At 39.4% G+C, this 15,771-nt stretch carries 14 protein-coding genes; 7 read left to right on the forward strand and 7 right to left on the reverse strand.

What is annotated here, in order from left to right; genetic code table 11:
• Positions 1 to 181: 181 nt before the first annotated feature.
• The 5 genes from mnmE to rpmH form a co-directional block, all read right to left on the reverse strand.
• The gene (gene mnmE, locus KO525_RS14530; protein ID WP_252736805.1) at positions 182 to 1,555 is read right to left on the reverse strand and encodes a tRNA uridine-5-carboxymethylaminomethyl(34) synthesis GTPase MnmE; all 1,374 of its coding nucleotides are present in this window, start codon (positions 1,553 to 1,555) and stop codon (positions 182 to 184) included.
• Between the two features lie 93 nt (positions 1,556 to 1,648).
• Complete coding sequence (yidC, locus tag KO525_RS14535) at positions 1,649 to 3,304, reverse strand: membrane protein insertase YidC (RefSeq protein ID WP_215964548.1); 1,656 nt, start codon at positions 3,302 to 3,304, stop codon at positions 1,649 to 1,651.
• An 8-nt stretch (positions 3,305 to 3,312) separates the two neighbouring features.
• Positions 3,313 to 3,552 carry a membrane protein insertion efficiency factor YidD gene (gene yidD, locus KO525_RS14540; RefSeq protein WP_215964549.1) on the reverse strand — a complete coding sequence of 80 codons (240 nt, stop codon included), beginning with the start codon at positions 3,550 to 3,552 and terminating at the stop codon, positions 3,313 to 3,315.
• Positions 3,528 to 3,896, reverse strand: a complete 369-nt coding sequence (gene rnpA / locus KO525_RS14545; protein ID WP_215964550.1) for a ribonuclease P protein component — start codon at positions 3,894 to 3,896, stop codon at positions 3,528 to 3,530. Before rnpA ends, yidD begins: the two co-directional genes overlap by 25 nt.
• Before the next feature lie 2 nt (positions 3,897 to 3,898).
• Positions 3,899 to 4,033, reverse strand: coding sequence for a 50S ribosomal protein L34 (rpmH, locus tag KO525_RS14550; RefSeq protein ID WP_215964551.1), 135 nt, complete (start codon positions 4,031 to 4,033; stop codon positions 3,899 to 3,901).
• A gap of 452 nt (positions 4,034 to 4,485) precedes the next feature.
• Here rpmH and dnaA point away from each other — a divergent pair, with 452 nt between their 5' ends.
• From dnaA to KO525_RS14585, 7 genes are all read left to right on the forward strand, one after another.
• Positions 4,486 to 5,892 carry a chromosomal replication initiator protein DnaA gene (gene dnaA / locus KO525_RS14555; RefSeq protein ID WP_215964552.1) on the forward strand — a complete coding sequence of 469 codons (1,407 nt, stop codon included), beginning with the start codon at positions 4,486 to 4,488 and terminating at the stop codon, positions 5,890 to 5,892.
• Positions 5,893 to 5,905: 13 nt separating this feature from the next.
• Positions 5,906 to 7,009, forward strand: a complete 1,104-nt coding sequence (dnaN, locus tag KO525_RS14560) for a DNA polymerase III subunit beta (protein WP_215964553.1) — start codon at positions 5,906 to 5,908, stop codon at positions 7,007 to 7,009.
• A 7-nt stretch (positions 7,010 to 7,016) separates the two neighbouring features.
• Positions 7,017 to 8,150 carry a DNA replication/repair protein RecF gene (locus KO525_RS14565; RefSeq protein ID WP_215964554.1) on the forward strand — a complete coding sequence of 378 codons (1,134 nt, stop codon included), beginning with the start codon at positions 7,017 to 7,019 and terminating at the stop codon, positions 8,148 to 8,150.
• Complete coding sequence (gene gyrB, locus KO525_RS14570; protein ID WP_215964555.1) at positions 8,141 to 10,591, forward strand: DNA topoisomerase (ATP-hydrolyzing) subunit B; 2,451 nt, start codon at positions 8,141 to 8,143, stop codon at positions 10,589 to 10,591. Before KO525_RS14565 ends, gyrB begins: the two co-directional genes overlap by 10 nt.
• 112 nt (positions 10,592 to 10,703) lie before the next feature.
• Positions 10,704 to 11,624, forward strand: a complete 921-nt coding sequence (gene glyQ / locus KO525_RS14575; protein WP_215964556.1) for a glycine--tRNA ligase subunit alpha — start codon at positions 10,704 to 10,706, stop codon at positions 11,622 to 11,624.
• Positions 11,625 to 11,639: 15 nt separating this feature from the next.
• Complete coding sequence (gene glyS, locus KO525_RS14580; RefSeq protein WP_215964557.1) at positions 11,640 to 13,703, forward strand: glycine--tRNA ligase subunit beta; 2,064 nt, start codon at positions 11,640 to 11,642, stop codon at positions 13,701 to 13,703.
• Between the two features lie 118 nt (positions 13,704 to 13,821).
• Positions 13,822 to 14,271 (forward strand): hypothetical protein, encoded by a 450-nt coding sequence (locus KO525_RS14585; protein WP_215964558.1) that lies wholly within the window; start codon positions 13,822 to 13,824, stop codon positions 14,269 to 14,271.
• 70 nt (positions 14,272 to 14,341) lie between these two features.
• Here KO525_RS14585 and KO525_RS14590 read toward each other — a convergent pair whose 3' ends face one another.
• Both KO525_RS14590 and tusA read right to left on the reverse strand, forming a co-directional pair.
• Positions 14,342 to 15,418, reverse strand: a complete 1,077-nt coding sequence (locus KO525_RS14590) for a GGDEF domain-containing protein (RefSeq protein ID WP_215964559.1) — start codon at positions 15,416 to 15,418, stop codon at positions 14,342 to 14,344.
• 3 nt (positions 15,419 to 15,421) lie between these two features.
• Positions 15,422 to 15,670 (reverse strand): sulfurtransferase TusA, encoded by a 249-nt coding sequence (gene tusA / locus KO525_RS14595; RefSeq protein ID WP_215964560.1) that lies wholly within the window; start codon positions 15,668 to 15,670, stop codon positions 15,422 to 15,424.
• Between the last annotated feature and the right edge of the window lie 101 nt (positions 15,671 to 15,771).

Below are 15,771 nucleotides of genomic sequence, written 5' to 3' on the forward strand. Positions count from 1 at the left end.
CATGTTTATGCATTTAGATCGAGTGATTAGCGCCATTCCTGCTTTTTAACGTCCTGAATCCATTGATGAGTCTAATACTAGTTTAAATATAGAATATTCCTAGTAATGAATTAATACCATTACATATAGTCTCTGTTATCTCTAGCTTTAACTACTTCCCTGTAATTATTCAAGTTTAATGCTATTTACCAATACAGAACGAACTGAATATTCGACCAAGTAAATCGTCTGAACTAAATTCACCCGTAATCTCATTTAGATGCTGTTGTGTCAGTCTGAGTTCTTCCGCGAGAATTTCGCCAGCAATGTACGAATCGAGTTGTTCTTTCCCCGTTAATAAATGGGATTCTGCTCTGTCTAAAGCGTCTAAATGACGACGCCTTGCCATAAATGTACCTTCCGTCGTACCATTAAATCCCATCGCTTTTTTAAGGTGAGTTTTTAACGCTTCAATTCCTTTTTGTTCGCGGGCTGAAATTGAGATGATAGGTAATGTTCCATCAATGGTAATTTCTCGCTGATCAGCGGCAAGCAAGTCGACTTTATTGCGAACAATAGTCACTGGCATAGATTCAGGAAGTTTGGCCATAAATTCTGGCCAAATATCTTCTGGCGTTACACTGTGATTTTCCGTTGCATCTACCATCAACAGTACTTTATCGGCTTGTTCAATTTCTTGCCAAGCGCGTTCGATACCGATTTGTTCAACTTTATCAGGAGACTCTCTAAGACCTGCCGTATCGATTATGTGCAATGGCATGCCATCGATATGAATATGTTCTTTTAAAACGTCTCTGGTTGTTCCAGCGATGTCTGTAACGATTGCAGAGTCTTTGCCTGACAAGGCATTTAACAGGGAAGACTTACCTGCGTTTGGTTTACCTGCAATAACAACTTTCATGCCTTCGCGCATTATAGCGCCCTGTTTGGCTTCGTTTTTTACCACAGCAAGTTCGGCTATTATTTTATCAAGATCGCCTGCAACTTTTCCGTCTGACAAAAAATCGATTTCTTCTTCCGGGAAATCTATCGCAGCTTCAACATATATGCGCAGATGGATTGTCTGTTCAACAAGGTCATGTATTTTTTTAGAGAACTCACCTTGGAGCGATTGCAAAGCAGATTTTGCGGCTTGTTCTGAGGTACTTTCTATAAGATCTGCAATGGCTTCTGCTTGGGTTAAATCAATCTTGTCATTTAAAAAAGCGCGTTCTGAAAACTCACCCGCTCTTGCCAGTCTAACGTTGTCTATTTGGCAAATTTGCTGGAGTAACATATCAAGAATGATTGGGCCGCCGTGTCCTTGGAGTTCAAGTACGTCTTCACCGGTAAATGAATTAGGGCCTTCGAAAAAAAGTGCAATACCTTGGTCAAGAATATCGCCACTTAGCGCTTTAAACGGCAAATAGTCCGCGTAGCGTGGCTTTGGACATTTTCCTAAAATGGCAAGAGCGACGTCTTTTACCAACGGCCCAGAAATACGAATAATACCGACACCACCTTTGCCTGGTGCGGTTGCTTGTGCGGCGATAGTTTCAGTCGTATTTATTGTCATAATATCTCTCATTTTGTACAAAGTGCGCTCATTAAAAAAGCGACTCGAGAGTCGCCTTTTAATTTTAAACCAATTTACATTAAGTTGTTATGGTTAGTCTTTTTTTGCTGCGGCTTTTTTATCAATCCCGCGATAAATCAATAACATTTGAATGATAGAGATTACGTTTGAAACAAACCAATAAAGTACGAGTCCCGCTGGGAACCAAAGGAAAAATACTGAGAAGATAACAGGCATCCACATCATCATTTTTTGTTGCATTGGATCTGCAGCTGGCGTTGGACTAAGTTTTTGCATCAAGAACATCGACGCACCAAATAAAATTGGCAAGATGTAATATGGGTCTTGTGCAGATAGGTCTGATATCCATAAACCAAATGGTGCATGGCGTAGTTCAACACTTTCTAAGAATACCCAGTATAACGCCAAGAAAATCGGCATTTGCAGTAACAGAGGTAAACAACCGCCCATCGGGTTAACTTTTTCTTTACGATAAAGTTCCATTGTGGCTTGGCCGTATTTTTGACGGTCGTCGCCAAAACGTTTTTTCAACTCTTCCATCTTAGGCTGTAGTGCACGCATTTTTGCCATAGACTCATATTGTTTTTTGGTCAGCGGGAACAATGCTGTTTTCACTAAGATAGTGATAATTATGATTGCGATACCCCAGTTACCAACAACACCAAATATCCAAACTAAGGCCGAGAACAACATTTGGCTGATAAACCACAAAAATCCGTAGTCGACTGTTAAGTCTAACGTATCGTGAATAGCTTGAAGTTCAGCTTGATTTTTTGGGCCTGCAAATAGAGTCGCTGTAGTTGTTACAGTGTCACCAGCATTAACGATTTGAGCTGGTGATTTAACCCCAATGATCGCAGCTTGCTGATTACCTAAAATGCGAGTGTAGATAACATTTTGTTCAGTTTGTAACGGAACCCAAGCACTTACAAAGTAATGCTCAATCATGCCAATCCAACCGCCTGGTGTTGCCTTATTCAGTGGGCTATCTGCCATATCGTCAAAATCGTATTTTTCATACGCTTCATCAATGGTTGAGTAAACCCCGCCACGATATGTTGGCATCATCATGCTACTTTCAGTTGTTACAATTTCTTGTTTTAACTGGTAAAAAGGCTGAATTTCTAGAGAGTTATTAGACTGGTTTTGTACTTCAAATTTCACTTCAATTGAGTGTTTACCACGTTCGAAGTAAAAAGTTTTAGTAACTACTAAACCATTATCCATAGTGTAAGTAAGTGGGACGGTTAACGAATTATTCGTCATTGTCCATTCAGTTTGCGCAACGTCATAGACTGGACGGCCTGTACTTTGTGCGTCTGGCCCATGGCGACCTACTAAACCTGACTGGGCAATATATTGCGGAGCCTGGTGTAATAAATGATATTTTTCTTCAGACAGATGCGTTAAGTCATATTCGAGTAAAGTGGCTGACACTAGGTCACCGCCTTTTGTGTCGATTAGAACTTCGAGTGTGTCTGTAACAACCTTAACCACGGTATTGCTGGTTTTAGGCATAACAGCAGGAAATGCAGAATCTGATGACGGTAATTCGTCAACGGCGTTTGCAGTGTCACCTGTTGCGACTGGTTGGTCACCGGCTAAAATTGGCTGCGCAGTTTCAACAACTGCTTGCTCCGGTGTGTTGTAGTCGACTTGCCATTGTTGGTATAGCAAGAAACTGACTAACAATAATCCAATAGTTAAAAACGAACGTTGCGATTCCATAACGCTAATTACTCTTTATCTTTGTTTGATTTTGATGAATTTGGTACTGGATCAAATCCACCTTCAGTTAAGGGTTGGCATTTTAGAATACGTTTGATACTTAACCAAGTACCTTTTGATGCCCCGTGGATTTCGATTGCTTCTAATGCATAATTTGAACATGACGGATAGAACCGGCATTTGGCTCCAAACCAAGGGCTGATGGCGGTTTGATAGAATCGGATCAACGCTTTAAGGATTGTTCGCATCGTAAGCTAATTTTTTTCCATAGTTTATTCAATTGTTTTTGCAAATATGCATTATCTGCGTCGCCAATGTTATCACGGGCAAGCACAACTATGTCTATATTGGGCAAATTATCTTGATTTAAACGGAAACTTTCACGAATGTTACGTTTGATTCTATTACGGCCAACGGCTGTTTTTTCTTTTTTCTTTGCTATGGTCAGGCCTAATCTTGGGTGATCAAGGTCATTATATTTAGCAAGCAATGTGAAATGGTCTGACACCGCTTTTACAGGTCGGTCAAAAACTGGGGAAAAATGCGAGGGAGTTAACAGACGTAACTCCCTTGGAAAAGTATTACTTTTCACTGTTATGCAGAAAGACTAGAGCGTCCCTTTGCACGACGACGAGCTAATACAGCTCGGCCGTTTTTAGTAGCCATGCGAGCACGGAAACCGTGTGTACGCTTGCGTTTTAAAACGGTAGGTTGAAATGTACGTTTCATAGTTAAAATCCATCCGATCGGTTAATGTTACTATCACTTTTCTAACTAACAAAACACGTTAATTAGAACCTTCGAACCCGCAGGTCGCGACCCCTGCAGGGCCCCAAAAAAGGACGCCGAATAATATAGATTGATCCTTTATTAGTCAACAAGATCCTGATAAAAAATAAGTTATTTACAGGTTATTAACAATTAACACTGGTTTAGGTGTTATTTTGTTGATAACTTTGTCGTTAAGAGCACTATGTTTGAGTATAGCAAAAGCATTTAGAACGCCTAGAAAATATCGTTTTTGAGGTGTAAAAACGGTTTATGTAAGCGCTGTTCTTTTATTGCCTTTTTTTATTAATATTATTGTCATTCTTGGTTGAGTTTGTGGATAAATATAAGGCATAATGTATGGTGATTCGAAACAAAAATAATTATAACCGTACATCAATTTAGGATTATCCGTGTATCAGTCTCTTTGGCAGAGCTGCCTGCAAATTTTAGAACAAGAATTATCGCAGCAGCAGTTTAATATGTGGATTCGTCCGTTGCAGATACAAAGCTCCGAACAACTCATAACTTTATATGCACCAAACCGATTTGTATTGGATTGGGTGCGTGATAAATATATGAATCGTATAACTGAGTTGTTATCGCAATTTAGTGACGGTCATAGCACACCGAGTTTAAATTTTGATGTGGGATCAAATGCCGCAGTAATAGCGCCTCAAGTTTCTCATGCGGCTGCGACAAGCAATGTTTCTCATGCGCCTCATCATTCAACGCAGCAACAGCACCATAACAACCAACAACAAGCGCGACCGTCTGAGTCAAATATCAGAGCCAGTTATAAATCAAATATAAATGATAACTATACGTTTGATAGTTTTGTTGAGGGTAATAGTAACCAATTGGCTCGCGCAGCAGCGATGCAAGTTGCAGATAACCCAGGTGAAGCATATAACCCATTGTTTCTCTATGGCGGCACCGGTTTAGGTAAAACCCACTTATTGCATGCTGTCGGTAATGGCATCATGGCAAATAAGAAAGATGCTAAAGTTGTCTATATGCATTCAGAACGTTTCGTTCAAGACATGGTTAAAGCGTTACAAAACAATGCGATAGAAGAGTTTAAACGGTACTATCGAAGTCTAGATGCATTGTTGATCGATGACATACAATTTTTTGCTAAGAAAGACCGTTCCCAGGAAGAGTTTTTTCATACGTTTAATGCGTTACTTGAAGGGAACAAGCAGATCATATTGACGTCGGACCGCTACCCTAAAGAAATTGACGGTGTTGAAGACAGACTTAAAAGTCGTTTTGGTTGGGGTTTGAATGTTCCAATTGAACCGCCAGAGTTAGAAACTCGAGTGGCTATTTTGATGAAGAAAGCCCATCAAAGTAAGGTTAAATTGCCAGAAGAGGTTGCGTTTTTCATTGCTAAACGCCTTCGTTCTAATGTTCGTGAATTAGAAGGTGCGTTAAATCGCGTAATTGCGAACGCTAATTTTACAGGTAGACCAATCACCATTGATTTTGTCAAAGACGCGCTTCGCGATTTATTGGCATTACAGGACAAATTAGTCACAATAGATAACATTCAAAAAACAGTGGCCGAGTATTTTAAAATTCGGGTTGCTGATATATTGTCAAAACGCCGTAGTCGCTCTGTAGCAAGACCAAGACAGATAGCTATGTCGTTGGCTAAAGAATTGACCAATCACAGCTTACCTGAGATTGGAGACGCGTTTGGCGGACGAGATCATACAACAGTCCTCCATGCTTGTAGAAAAATCAAAGAATTAAAAGAAGAAAGTCACGAGATAAAAGAAGACGTTCAAAATTTAGTTAGAATTTTGTCTTCTTAGTGGGAATAAACTAATGCATATAATAATAAGTAAAGATTCATTATTAAAACCATTGACCTTGGTCTCGGGGGCGATTGAACGAAAACATACGTTACCGATCTTATCGAACGTATTAATCGAAACGTCGTTAGACTCGGTTAAGTTCACTGGTACTGATATGGAAGTTGAATTAGTCGCATCGACTGTACCAGACAATGTTATTCAAGCTGGGGCGATAACAGTTCCAGCTAAAAAGTTATTTGATATTTGTCGTTCATTACCAGACAACTCAGAAATCGAGTTTAAAGTTGAAGGGCACTCAGTCATCGTTAAGGCAGGTAAAAGTCGTTTTAGTCTATCGAGTTTGCCAGCGAGTGATTACCCAAATTTGGAAGAATGGGATAGTTCTGATGTTATTCAGATGACTCGTCATACCTTACGTGCACTAATCGAAAGCACCCATTTTTCAATGGCGAACCAAGACGTTCGTTATTATCTCAATGGTATGAGTTTTGAATTTGAACCTTCGTTAATTCGAACGGTATCGACCGATGGCCACCGTTTAGCTTTAGCACAACAAAGTGTTGAAGGCGGTGTACAAGAGCAGCGACAAGTGATTGTGCCTCGTAAAGCGGTACTTGAAATTATGCGTTTGTTAGAAGATGACGACGCCTCAATTCAGTTTGAAATTGGCACAAACCATATTCGGATCGTAGAAGAAGGTTTTATCTTCACGACCAAACTTGTTGATGGTCGTTTTCCGGATTACCGACGTGTGTTACCACAAGGTGGTGATAAGTCGATAATTGCCGACAAGCAGATGTTAAAAGATGTGTTCCAGCGCGTATCAATTTTGTCTAACGAGAAGTTTAGAGGCGTTAGATTAAACTTGGCTTCAGGTGAATTGTTAGTGTCTGCTAACAACCCAGAGCAAGAACAGGCTGAAGAGTTGGCTTTGGTTGACTACACTGGAGACAGTTTAGAGATTGGTTTTAACGTCTCTTATATTATTGATGTGTTAAATAATATCAAAACAGACACAGTAAAAATTATGTTAGCGGATTCAAATAGTAGTGCGTTAATTGAAGGGTTAGATGACGCATCGAGTTTGTTTGTCGTTATGCCGATGAAACTATAGAATTCTTATGCTGGTAAAATCCGTAATTATTTCTAATTTTCGAAATATCGAATCTGCAAACTTAATTACGGATAAAACAGTTAACGTGTTTTATGGCAAAAATGGTGGCGGTAAAACCAGTGTATTAGAAGCGCTGTTTTATTTGGGGCGGGCCAAATCATTTCGCACTTCTAAACGTAAAACGTTAGTCAATAATGACAGTGAGCGTTTTGCTGTTAGTGCAGGCCTTGTTCAACATGGAAATGAACATCGCTTGGGGATTGGGTTAGAACTAGCAGGTGAGTCGTTAATAAAATTGGATGGTGAAGTTGTTTCTCGTTTGTCTGAAGCATCTTCTTTATTTCCGACTCAAGTGATCACACCAGAAAGCTTTGACGTTTTTTTTAGCTCCCCTAAAGCACGGCGTAGTTTTATTGATTTTGGTTTGTTCCACGTGGAACACGAATACCAAGCAAAATGGTCTGAGTATGCGAGAGTCCATAAGCAGACAAACGCGTTACTAAGAAAACCAAATGTTAATAAAACGGAGTTACTTTATTGGTATAAGTGCCTTATCGATTCTGCAGAGATAATCGAAAGTTTTAGAAAATCATTTTTCGACAAATACTTTTCTAAAGCTATTGAAAAACTGGTAAATGAATTACCTGACAGTGAAACAGCAATACTGATTAGAAATGTCGAACTTAAATATAAACCAAAGACATTCAGTAAGTCGGAAGAAAATTTTGAACAACTCATTTATGACCAAATCGAAAAAGATTTACGTTATAAACAGGTTGGGTTCGGACCAAATAGGGCGGATATCGTTTTTGTTAAAGATGGCGACGATGTCAGTAATCAGCTTTCTCGTGGTCAGGCAAAAATGTTGTTTTATCTTTTAGAGATAGCGATGGTAAAAATCATTCGTGATGTTACCAAAAAGAATATGTTGTTATTGGTAGATGATCTTCCATCGGAAGTGGATGAATTTACACGTAGCACCATGCTTCAAATGTTATTACATTCAGAAGCACAAATATTTGTAACAGGGATAGAAAATAAAATTGCAATGGAATTTAAAAATTACACAGAATCGGTCAACGTGTTCCACGTGGAACAAGGTACCGTTACACCCAAAAGTATGGAGCAGTTATGTCCGTAGAAAATGATTACGACTCGGCTAGTATCAAAGTTTTAAAAGGCTTAGACGCAGTAAGAAAACGTCCTGGCATGTACATCGGTGATACTGATGATGGTTCAGGTCTACACCACATGGTTTTCGAGATTTTAGATAACTCTATCGACGAAGCCTTAGCAGGACACTGTAGTGACATTAATGTGAAAATTCACCTTGATGGTTCAATTTCAGTTAAAGACAACGGCCGTGGTATCCCAGTCGAAATTCACCCAGAGGAAGGTGTTTCTGCTGCTGAAGTTATCATGACAGTACTTCACGCCGGTGGTAAGTTTGGTGGCGATGATTCAGGTTATAAAGTATCTGGTGGTCTTCATGGTGTTGGTGTTTCAGTTGTAAATGCACTGAGCGACAAGCTTATACTTACAATTCGACGAAATGGTAAGTTATACGAACAAGAGTATAGCTTAGGTGTTCCGGTTGCCCCACTTGCAGAAATAGGCGAGTCTACTGAAAATGGTACTGAGGTTCGTTTCTGGCCAAGTCCAAAAACGTTCTCTGACGTGACTTATCACTTTGATATTCTTGTCAAACGTATTCGTGAACTGTCGTTCCTGAATTCAGGTGTATCCATTCGTATTACCGATGAACGTGAAGAAGACAAAAGTGAACATTTCTTCTTCGAAGGTGGTATCAAAGCATTTGTTGAGTATTTAAATACCAATAAAACTTCGGTCAATGATGACGTGTTCTTTTTCTCTTTAGAAAAAGATGACGGTATTATTGTTGAAGTTGCTATGCAGTGGAATGATTCGTTCCAGGAACACATCTTATGCTTTACTAACAACATCCCTCAACGTGATGGTGGTACGCATTTAAGTGGCTTTAGAGCGGCATTAACGCGTACTCTTAATACCTACATGGGTGCTGAAGGTTTAAATAAACCACGTGGCAAAGGCAAAAATTCAATCGAAGTTTCTGCTTCTGGTGATGATGCACGTGAGGGTTTAACTGCGGTTATCTCTGTAAAAGTTCCTGATCCAAAATTCTCTTCTCAAACGAAAGACAAATTGGTGTCATCTGAAGTTAAATCTGCAGTTGAACAAGCAATGGGTGAGAAGTTACAAGAATACCTATTAGAAAACCCAAGCATAGCTAAAAACATCATTATGAAAATTATTGATGCGGCCAGAGCTCGTGAAGCTGCTCGTAAAGCACGTGAAATGACTCGTCGTAAAAGCGCTTTGGACATCGCAGGTCTTCCGGGGAAATTGGCCGATTGCCAAGAAAAAGATCCTGGTAAATCTGAACTATATATAGTGGAAGGAGACTCTGCTGGCGGATCAGCTAAGCAGGGGCGTAATCGTAAAAACCAAGCTATATTGCCACTTAAAGGTAAAATCTTAAACGTTGAAAAAGCCCGTTTTGACAAAATGATTTCTTCTCAAGAAGTTGGAACGCTTATTACTGCATTAGGTTGTGGTATCGGTCGAGATGAATACGACCCAGAGAAATTGCGTTACCACAACATCATCATCATGACCGATGCCGACGTTGACGGATCGCACATTCGTACTTTGTTACTGACATTTTTCTATCGTCAGATGCCAGAACTCGTAGAACGTGGATACATCTATATTGCTCAACCACCACTTTATAAAGTGAAAAAAGGTAAGCAAGAACGTTATATCAAAGATGACGAAGTCTTAATTGAGTACCTAACTACATTAGCAATTGATAACAGTACGCTACATGTAAATGAAGATGCACCTTCGATCAGTGGTACAGAATTGCAAAAAATTATTACGCAATTCCATACAGCTGAATCGAGTGTTTCTAAATTGAAACTGAAAATCAATCCAAGAATACTTTCTGGTTTGATGTATCAACATGAAATTACTCGTGAACAGTTGGCAGTAGAAACTGAAGTAACCAATTGGACTGAATCGTTTGTTAAATACCTAAATGATAACGAATCTGAAGGTGTTCACTACACTGCTATGGCAACGCGTGACGAAGAAAGAAACTTGTTCCTTCCTCAAATTCGCGTACGTCAACATGGTGTAGACCGTGATTATGTGTTTACTCGTGATTTCTTAGAATCAAAAGAACTTCGCAGCTTATTTACCATTTCAGACCTTAATCTGAATATGTTAGAAGCTGGAGCTTATGTTCGTCGTGGTGAAAAACGTTTCCCAATCACAAATATCGCGACTGCGGTTGAATGGTTAATGAAAGAATCAAAACGTGGCCTATACATACAACGTTATAAAGGATTGGGTGAAATGAACCCAAGCCAATTGTGGGAAACTACAATGGATCCTGAAGCGCGTCGTATGTTGCAAGTTACAATTGAAGACGCTATTGGTTGTGACCAATTGTTCACTACATTAATGGGTGATCACGTAGAACCTAGACGTAACTTCATTGAACAAAATGCACTGAAGGTTGCTAACTTAGACGTCTAATGAGACGTCAAGTTAACTATTATTTAAAAGCGCAAAATGGAATTGCGCTTTTCTTGTCTTAGACAAACTAAAAACTTGCGATAAATGGACGGTCAAGTTGACGAAAAAAGTTATGAGCAGCAAATACGATATAAATACATTCCAAGGTTTAATACTTGCACTACAAGATTATTGGGCCAAACAAGGGTGCGTCATCATTCAACCACTTGATATGCAAGTGGGTGCAGGAACGTTTCACCCTATGACCTTTCTTCGTTCATTAGGCCCAGAGCCTATGAGCAGTGCCTATGTGCAACCATGTCGTCGACCTACCGACGGTCGATATGGTGAAAACCCGAATCGTCTACAGCACTACTATCAATTTCAAGTTATGTTGAAGCCATCGCCAAAAAATATCCAAGAACTGTATTTAGGTTCGTTGGAAGAATTAGGCCTAGATACTTTGGTACATGATATTCGGTTTGTAGAAGATAACTGGGAATCGCCGACATTAGGCGCCTGGGGTTTGGGTTGGGAAGTGTGGCTTAACGGTATGGAAGTTACTCAGTTTACGTATTTCCAGCAAGTAGGCGGCATAGAATGTTCACCAGTTACCGGTGAAATCACTTATGGCCTAGAGCGTTTAGCGATGTACTTACAAGGTGTCGACAGCATTTATGATCTTGTTTGGACTGACGGACCTCTTGGTAAGGTAACGTATGGCGATGTATTCCATCAAAATGAAGTAGAGCAGTCTACCTACAATTTTGAACACGCTAACGTTGATACCTTATTTCATGAATTTGACCAAGCCGAAAAAGAAAGCGCTAAGCTAATTGAAGCTGGTTTACCACTACCTGCTTACGAACAGGTTATGAAAGCTTCCCATGCATTTAATATGTTAGACGCACGACACGCGATTTCAGTAACAGAAAGACAACGTTACATTTTACGTGTACGAACGTTAGCAAAAGCATGTGCTCAAGCCTATTATGATGCGCGCGAAGCACTCGGATTTCCTCTTTGCAATAACACTAATCCGGTAGCCAAATAAAGGTATTTAACGACAATGATAAAAGATAACTTATTAATCGAATTAGGTACGGAAGAGCTACCGCCTAAAGTACTAAAGAAATTAGCCCTTGGTTTTAAAGACGGACTAACATCGCAATTAGACGCAGCGAACTTAAGCTACGACAATATCGAATGGTTTGCCGCCCCGCGTCGTTTAGCGTTACGTGTTAATCAACTTGAATCGCAACAAGCCGACAAAGAAGTTGAAAAACGGGGACCTGCAGTGAGTGCGGCATTTGACGCAGACGGCAATGCAACTAAAGCAGCATTAGGTTGGGCACGTGGTTGTGGTATCGACATTGCTGAAGCCGGCAGACTCAAATCTGACAAAGGCGAATGGCTGCTACACAAAGCCACTATTTCAGGGCAACCGTTGGCATCATTAGTTGAAGGCTTTATAACAAAAGCATTAAAGCAGTTGCCAATTCCAAAACCTATGCGTTGGGGAAGTGGTCGAGAAGAGTTTATTCGTCCTGTTCATACACTAATCGCATTGTATGGCGATAAAGTTCTACCGGCAACGGTATTGGGTTTAACGTCTTCAAACTTGTCACAGGGCCATAGGTTTCATCATAGAGGGCTTATTGAAGTTAGCAGTGCTGATGTTTATGAAGAAACGTTATTAACGGCAAATGTCGTAGTTGATTATGCAAAACGTCAGGCGATGATTGTTGAGCAAATGGCAAAAATTTCTAACGATAATAACGCACAACCTGTTCAAGACGCTGATCTTTTAGATGAAGTGACCTCTCTAGTCGAATGGCCTGTTGCATTGGTGGGGACGTTCGAAGAGCGTTTCTTAGATGTACCGCCAGAGGCGCTTATCTATACGATGAAAGATGACCAAAAATACTTCCCATTGTTAGATCAAAATGGCGAGCTATTACCTAAGTTTATCTTTATCTCAAACATTGAAAGTAAAGACCCTAAACAAGTCATTGAAGGTAACGAGAAAGTTGTTCGTCCTCGTTTAGCCGATGCTGAATTCTTTTACAATACTGACAAAAAATCGACTCTTGAGTCTCGTTTAGAAAGCTTAGACTCTGTACTATTTCAAAAACAACTTGGTACGCTTAAAGATAAATCTGAACGTATTTCAAAACTAGCAGGGCATATTGCAGGAAAAATTGCTGCTGACGAAGCACTTGCAGCTCGTGCTGGTTTGCTATCTAAAACAGATTTGATGACTGAAGTTGTTATGGAATTTACCGACATACAAGGTGTGATGGGTAAATACTATGCTCTAAATGACGGTGAAGACTTGGTAGTAGCTGATGCATTGTATCAACAATACATGCCGAGATTTGCTGGTGATGCGTTACCGACGTCGTTAGAAGCATGTTCAGTTGCATTAGCGGATAAGTTTGACTCATTAGTGGGTATATTTGGTATTGGGCAGCATCCAAAAGGTGACAAAGACCCTTTTGCGTTACGTCGCGCAGCTATCGGTATCATTCGAATTCTTATTGAAAAAGAATTGGAACTTGATTTCAGCGAATTAGCTGAATTTGCCAAAGCGTTATTTGGTGACAAGCTGACAAACGAAGCCGTCGTATCTGATGTAAATGACTTTATGTTAGGACGATTCCAAGCTTATTACCAAGAGCAAAACATTAAAGTTGAGGTAATTCGTGCGGTTGAAATTAAGCGCCCAACCTCTGCTTTAGACTTTGAACGACGTTTAAAAGCGGTTGTGAACTTTGCAAATCTAGAAGAAGCCGTCGCACTTGCTGCAGCAAGTAAACGAGTTAATAACATACTTAACAAGAACAGCAAAAATGAGTTTAGCGTTATTAATGATGCTTTATTGTCAGATGATGCTGAGAAAATATTAGTTGCTAATATTCGTGATATTCAATCTGACGTAGAGTCTGCATTTGAAAATGGCGATTATACTAATGGTCTGACTCAGTTGGCGACATTGCGTGATTCGATAGATAACTTTTTTGACAATGTAATGGTAATGGCCGAGGACGACGCGGTAAAAAATAACCGCTTAGCGATACTTGGTTTGTTACAATCGTTATTTATGTTCACAGCGGATATTTCTGTACTGTAAGCACAATCAACAAAACTAACGTTTTAATTAAAGCCAGTTTACGAACTGGCTTTTTTATTGCTTAATTGTAGTACTGACATTAATAAAAAGTCATTGCCTTAATTTAGGAGTTATTATTTTGAATAAACTAGCTATTTTAGTTTCGATTTTACTATTAAGTTCTTCGATGCTCATTTCTTGTACTTCAAAACCAAAATTAACGGCAACCAATTGGTATTTGAAATCGGAATTTACCTGGTGGGAAGCGCGTCCGGAATATATGTTGCATTTAAATGAAGAAGCCGGGGTGCTAGAAGTTCAATTTACATTAAGGCCAGACGGGCAGGCCTACCACCTAAAGCTTGCTGACAAATCCTGGTCGGTTGGTAAAAATTGTGGCTCACCACAAAATAATACCAGTGCAATTGAAATAGATACTTGGTATCCAGTCTACTGCGATCCGCAAAGTGATCCGATAACACCGTTAAATGGCAGCTATCGATTCCATCCTAAAGACAATGCCGTTTATAAATTAAAAGTTAGATTTTACAAAGGCTTACCGTCCGAAATGTTGGTTTCCAAACAATAAGCTAAAGATTTTGGTATCGTCTGCTTTGACCAAAGTATCTGTCAATTAAACTGTTAGAAAGTCAAAAAGGTTAGCAATATACAACCTGATCACGACCATTTTCCTTTGCCTTATACAGCCTGTTGTCAGCTATTTTAAGCCCATCTTCAAATGTTCTATTAGATAAAGTAGCAATTCCAAAACTGCAGGTAAAGTTTATGGTTTGTTTGTCACTTACCGTTAAACTCGCTTCTTTTAGGCTGGTTCTCAATTTTTCTGCGATGACAATCGCCTGTTCTTTATTTGTATTGGGAAGGCAGATCAAAAACTCTTCGCCACCATAGCGGCATAGCAAATCAGATTTACGTATTTTTTGGCCAAAGATATTAGCGCAGTGCTTTAGCGCGAGATCACCTACCTCGTGGCCATATGTATCATTGACCATTTTAAAGTTGTCGATATCCGCCATAATAACGATAAATGTTTCGTTGCATTCTACGACTTTTTTAACATAGTTAGATTCAAGGAAACGTCTATTTGGCAAACGAGTTAGTGGGTCTGTGTTTGCGTCTTTTTTATAATTTAGTGTCATATTACTGGTTTCGTAATATTCACGAGTTCTGAAATATTCATTGATAAAACAAAGTATGCTTATACACAATAAAGCCATTAGGTAACGACTTTTTTCTATTGCCGAATAAATCGCAACAATGTCGAAACTATAGAGCAATAAGATGGCAAACAAAAACATTACGCCGGTAAAAATTGTACCTAACGTTAAGCCTAAAACGGAATAAGCGGCGAGTGGGAAAAACATTGTCCAATATAGGGCGGTATTCTCTTTTCCACCACTATATATGAGCATTAAGTCTAGTATGCAGGCGAATGTAATACAGATGAGGCCGGAAACTATTAGATTTTTAGTTTTGGCATAAAAAGCAATAGAAGATATTAATCCAATGTTGTTAATAATTAGAATGTTTAATAGTAAATCGGGGTAGGTCGACCAGTTTGTCGCGATCAAAACAGACAAAGCAGAAATCCCCAAAAACGCCATGGCGATTAGAGATGCTTCCCTTCTGCGAAATTCAATACTCTTTGAATTTCTATTATCAATTAGTTCAAACCACTCATTTTTGATGTGGGACATCGAACTTTTGCTATCCATCTTTTAGCCTAATTTTTTTATCACGAATTCAAATGGGTCAAGATCCGTATTTTGACTTACTAACTCATGGCCCATAAACCGACAAAATGATGGTATATCCCTTACAGTGGCGGGGTCATCTGCTAATACTAAAAGCGTTTCACCGGGTGTCATATTTCTAATATTCTTTCTAATTAGCATTACAGGTTCAGGGCACCGCAAACTTACTGCATCTAAAACATTATCTGTGCTGTGTTCTGCTTTATTATTCATTGTGATTCCATAGTACATTATGAGATCAATTCTAGATGGCGAAAAAAAAAGTGCAATAAATAATATCATTGCACCTTTAGTTTCTGTTATCTATAGGTTTT

Origin of the sequence: Psychrosphaera sp. B3R10 (genome assembly GCF_018861025.1) — a bacterium.
GTDB lineage: Bacteria > Pseudomonadota > Gammaproteobacteria > Enterobacterales > Alteromonadaceae > Psychrosphaera > Psychrosphaera algicola.

Bases quoted from the DNA above. Each gene is read 5' to 3' on its own strand.
- mnmE (WP_252736805.1), bottom strand. From the start codon at position 1,555: ATGACAATAAATACGACTGAAACTATCGCCGCACAAGCAACCGCACCA.
- yidC (WP_215964548.1), bottom strand. From the start codon at position 3,304: ATGGAATCGCAACGTTCGTTTTTAACTATTGGATTATTGTTAGTCAGT.
- yidD (WP_215964549.1), bottom strand. From the start codon at position 3,552: ATGCGAACAATCCTTAAAGCGTTGATCCGATTCTATCAAACCGCCATC.
- rpmH (WP_215964551.1), bottom strand. From the start codon at position 4,033: ATGAAACGTACATTTCAACCTACCGTTTTAAAACGCAAGCGTACACAC.
- dnaN (WP_215964553.1), top strand. From the start codon at position 5,906: ATGCATATAATAATAAGTAAAGATTCATTATTAAAACCATTGACCTTG.
- KO525_RS14565 (WP_215964554.1), top strand. From the start codon at position 7,017: ATGCTGGTAAAATCCGTAATTATTTCTAATTTTCGAAATATCGAATCT.
- gyrB (WP_215964555.1), top strand. From the start codon at position 8,141: ATGTCCGTAGAAAATGATTACGACTCGGCTAGTATCAAAGTTTTAAAA.
- glyQ (WP_215964556.1), top strand. From the start codon at position 10,704: ATGAGCAGCAAATACGATATAAATACATTCCAAGGTTTAATACTTGCA.
- glyS (WP_215964557.1), top strand. From the start codon at position 11,640: ATGATAAAAGATAACTTATTAATCGAATTAGGTACGGAAGAGCTACCG.
- KO525_RS14590 (WP_215964559.1), bottom strand. From the start codon at position 15,418: ATGGATAGCAAAAGTTCGATGTCCCACATCAAAAATGAGTGGTTTGAA.
- tusA (WP_215964560.1), bottom strand. From the start codon at position 15,670: ATGAATAATAAAGCAGAACACAGCACAGATAATGTTTTAGATGCAGTA.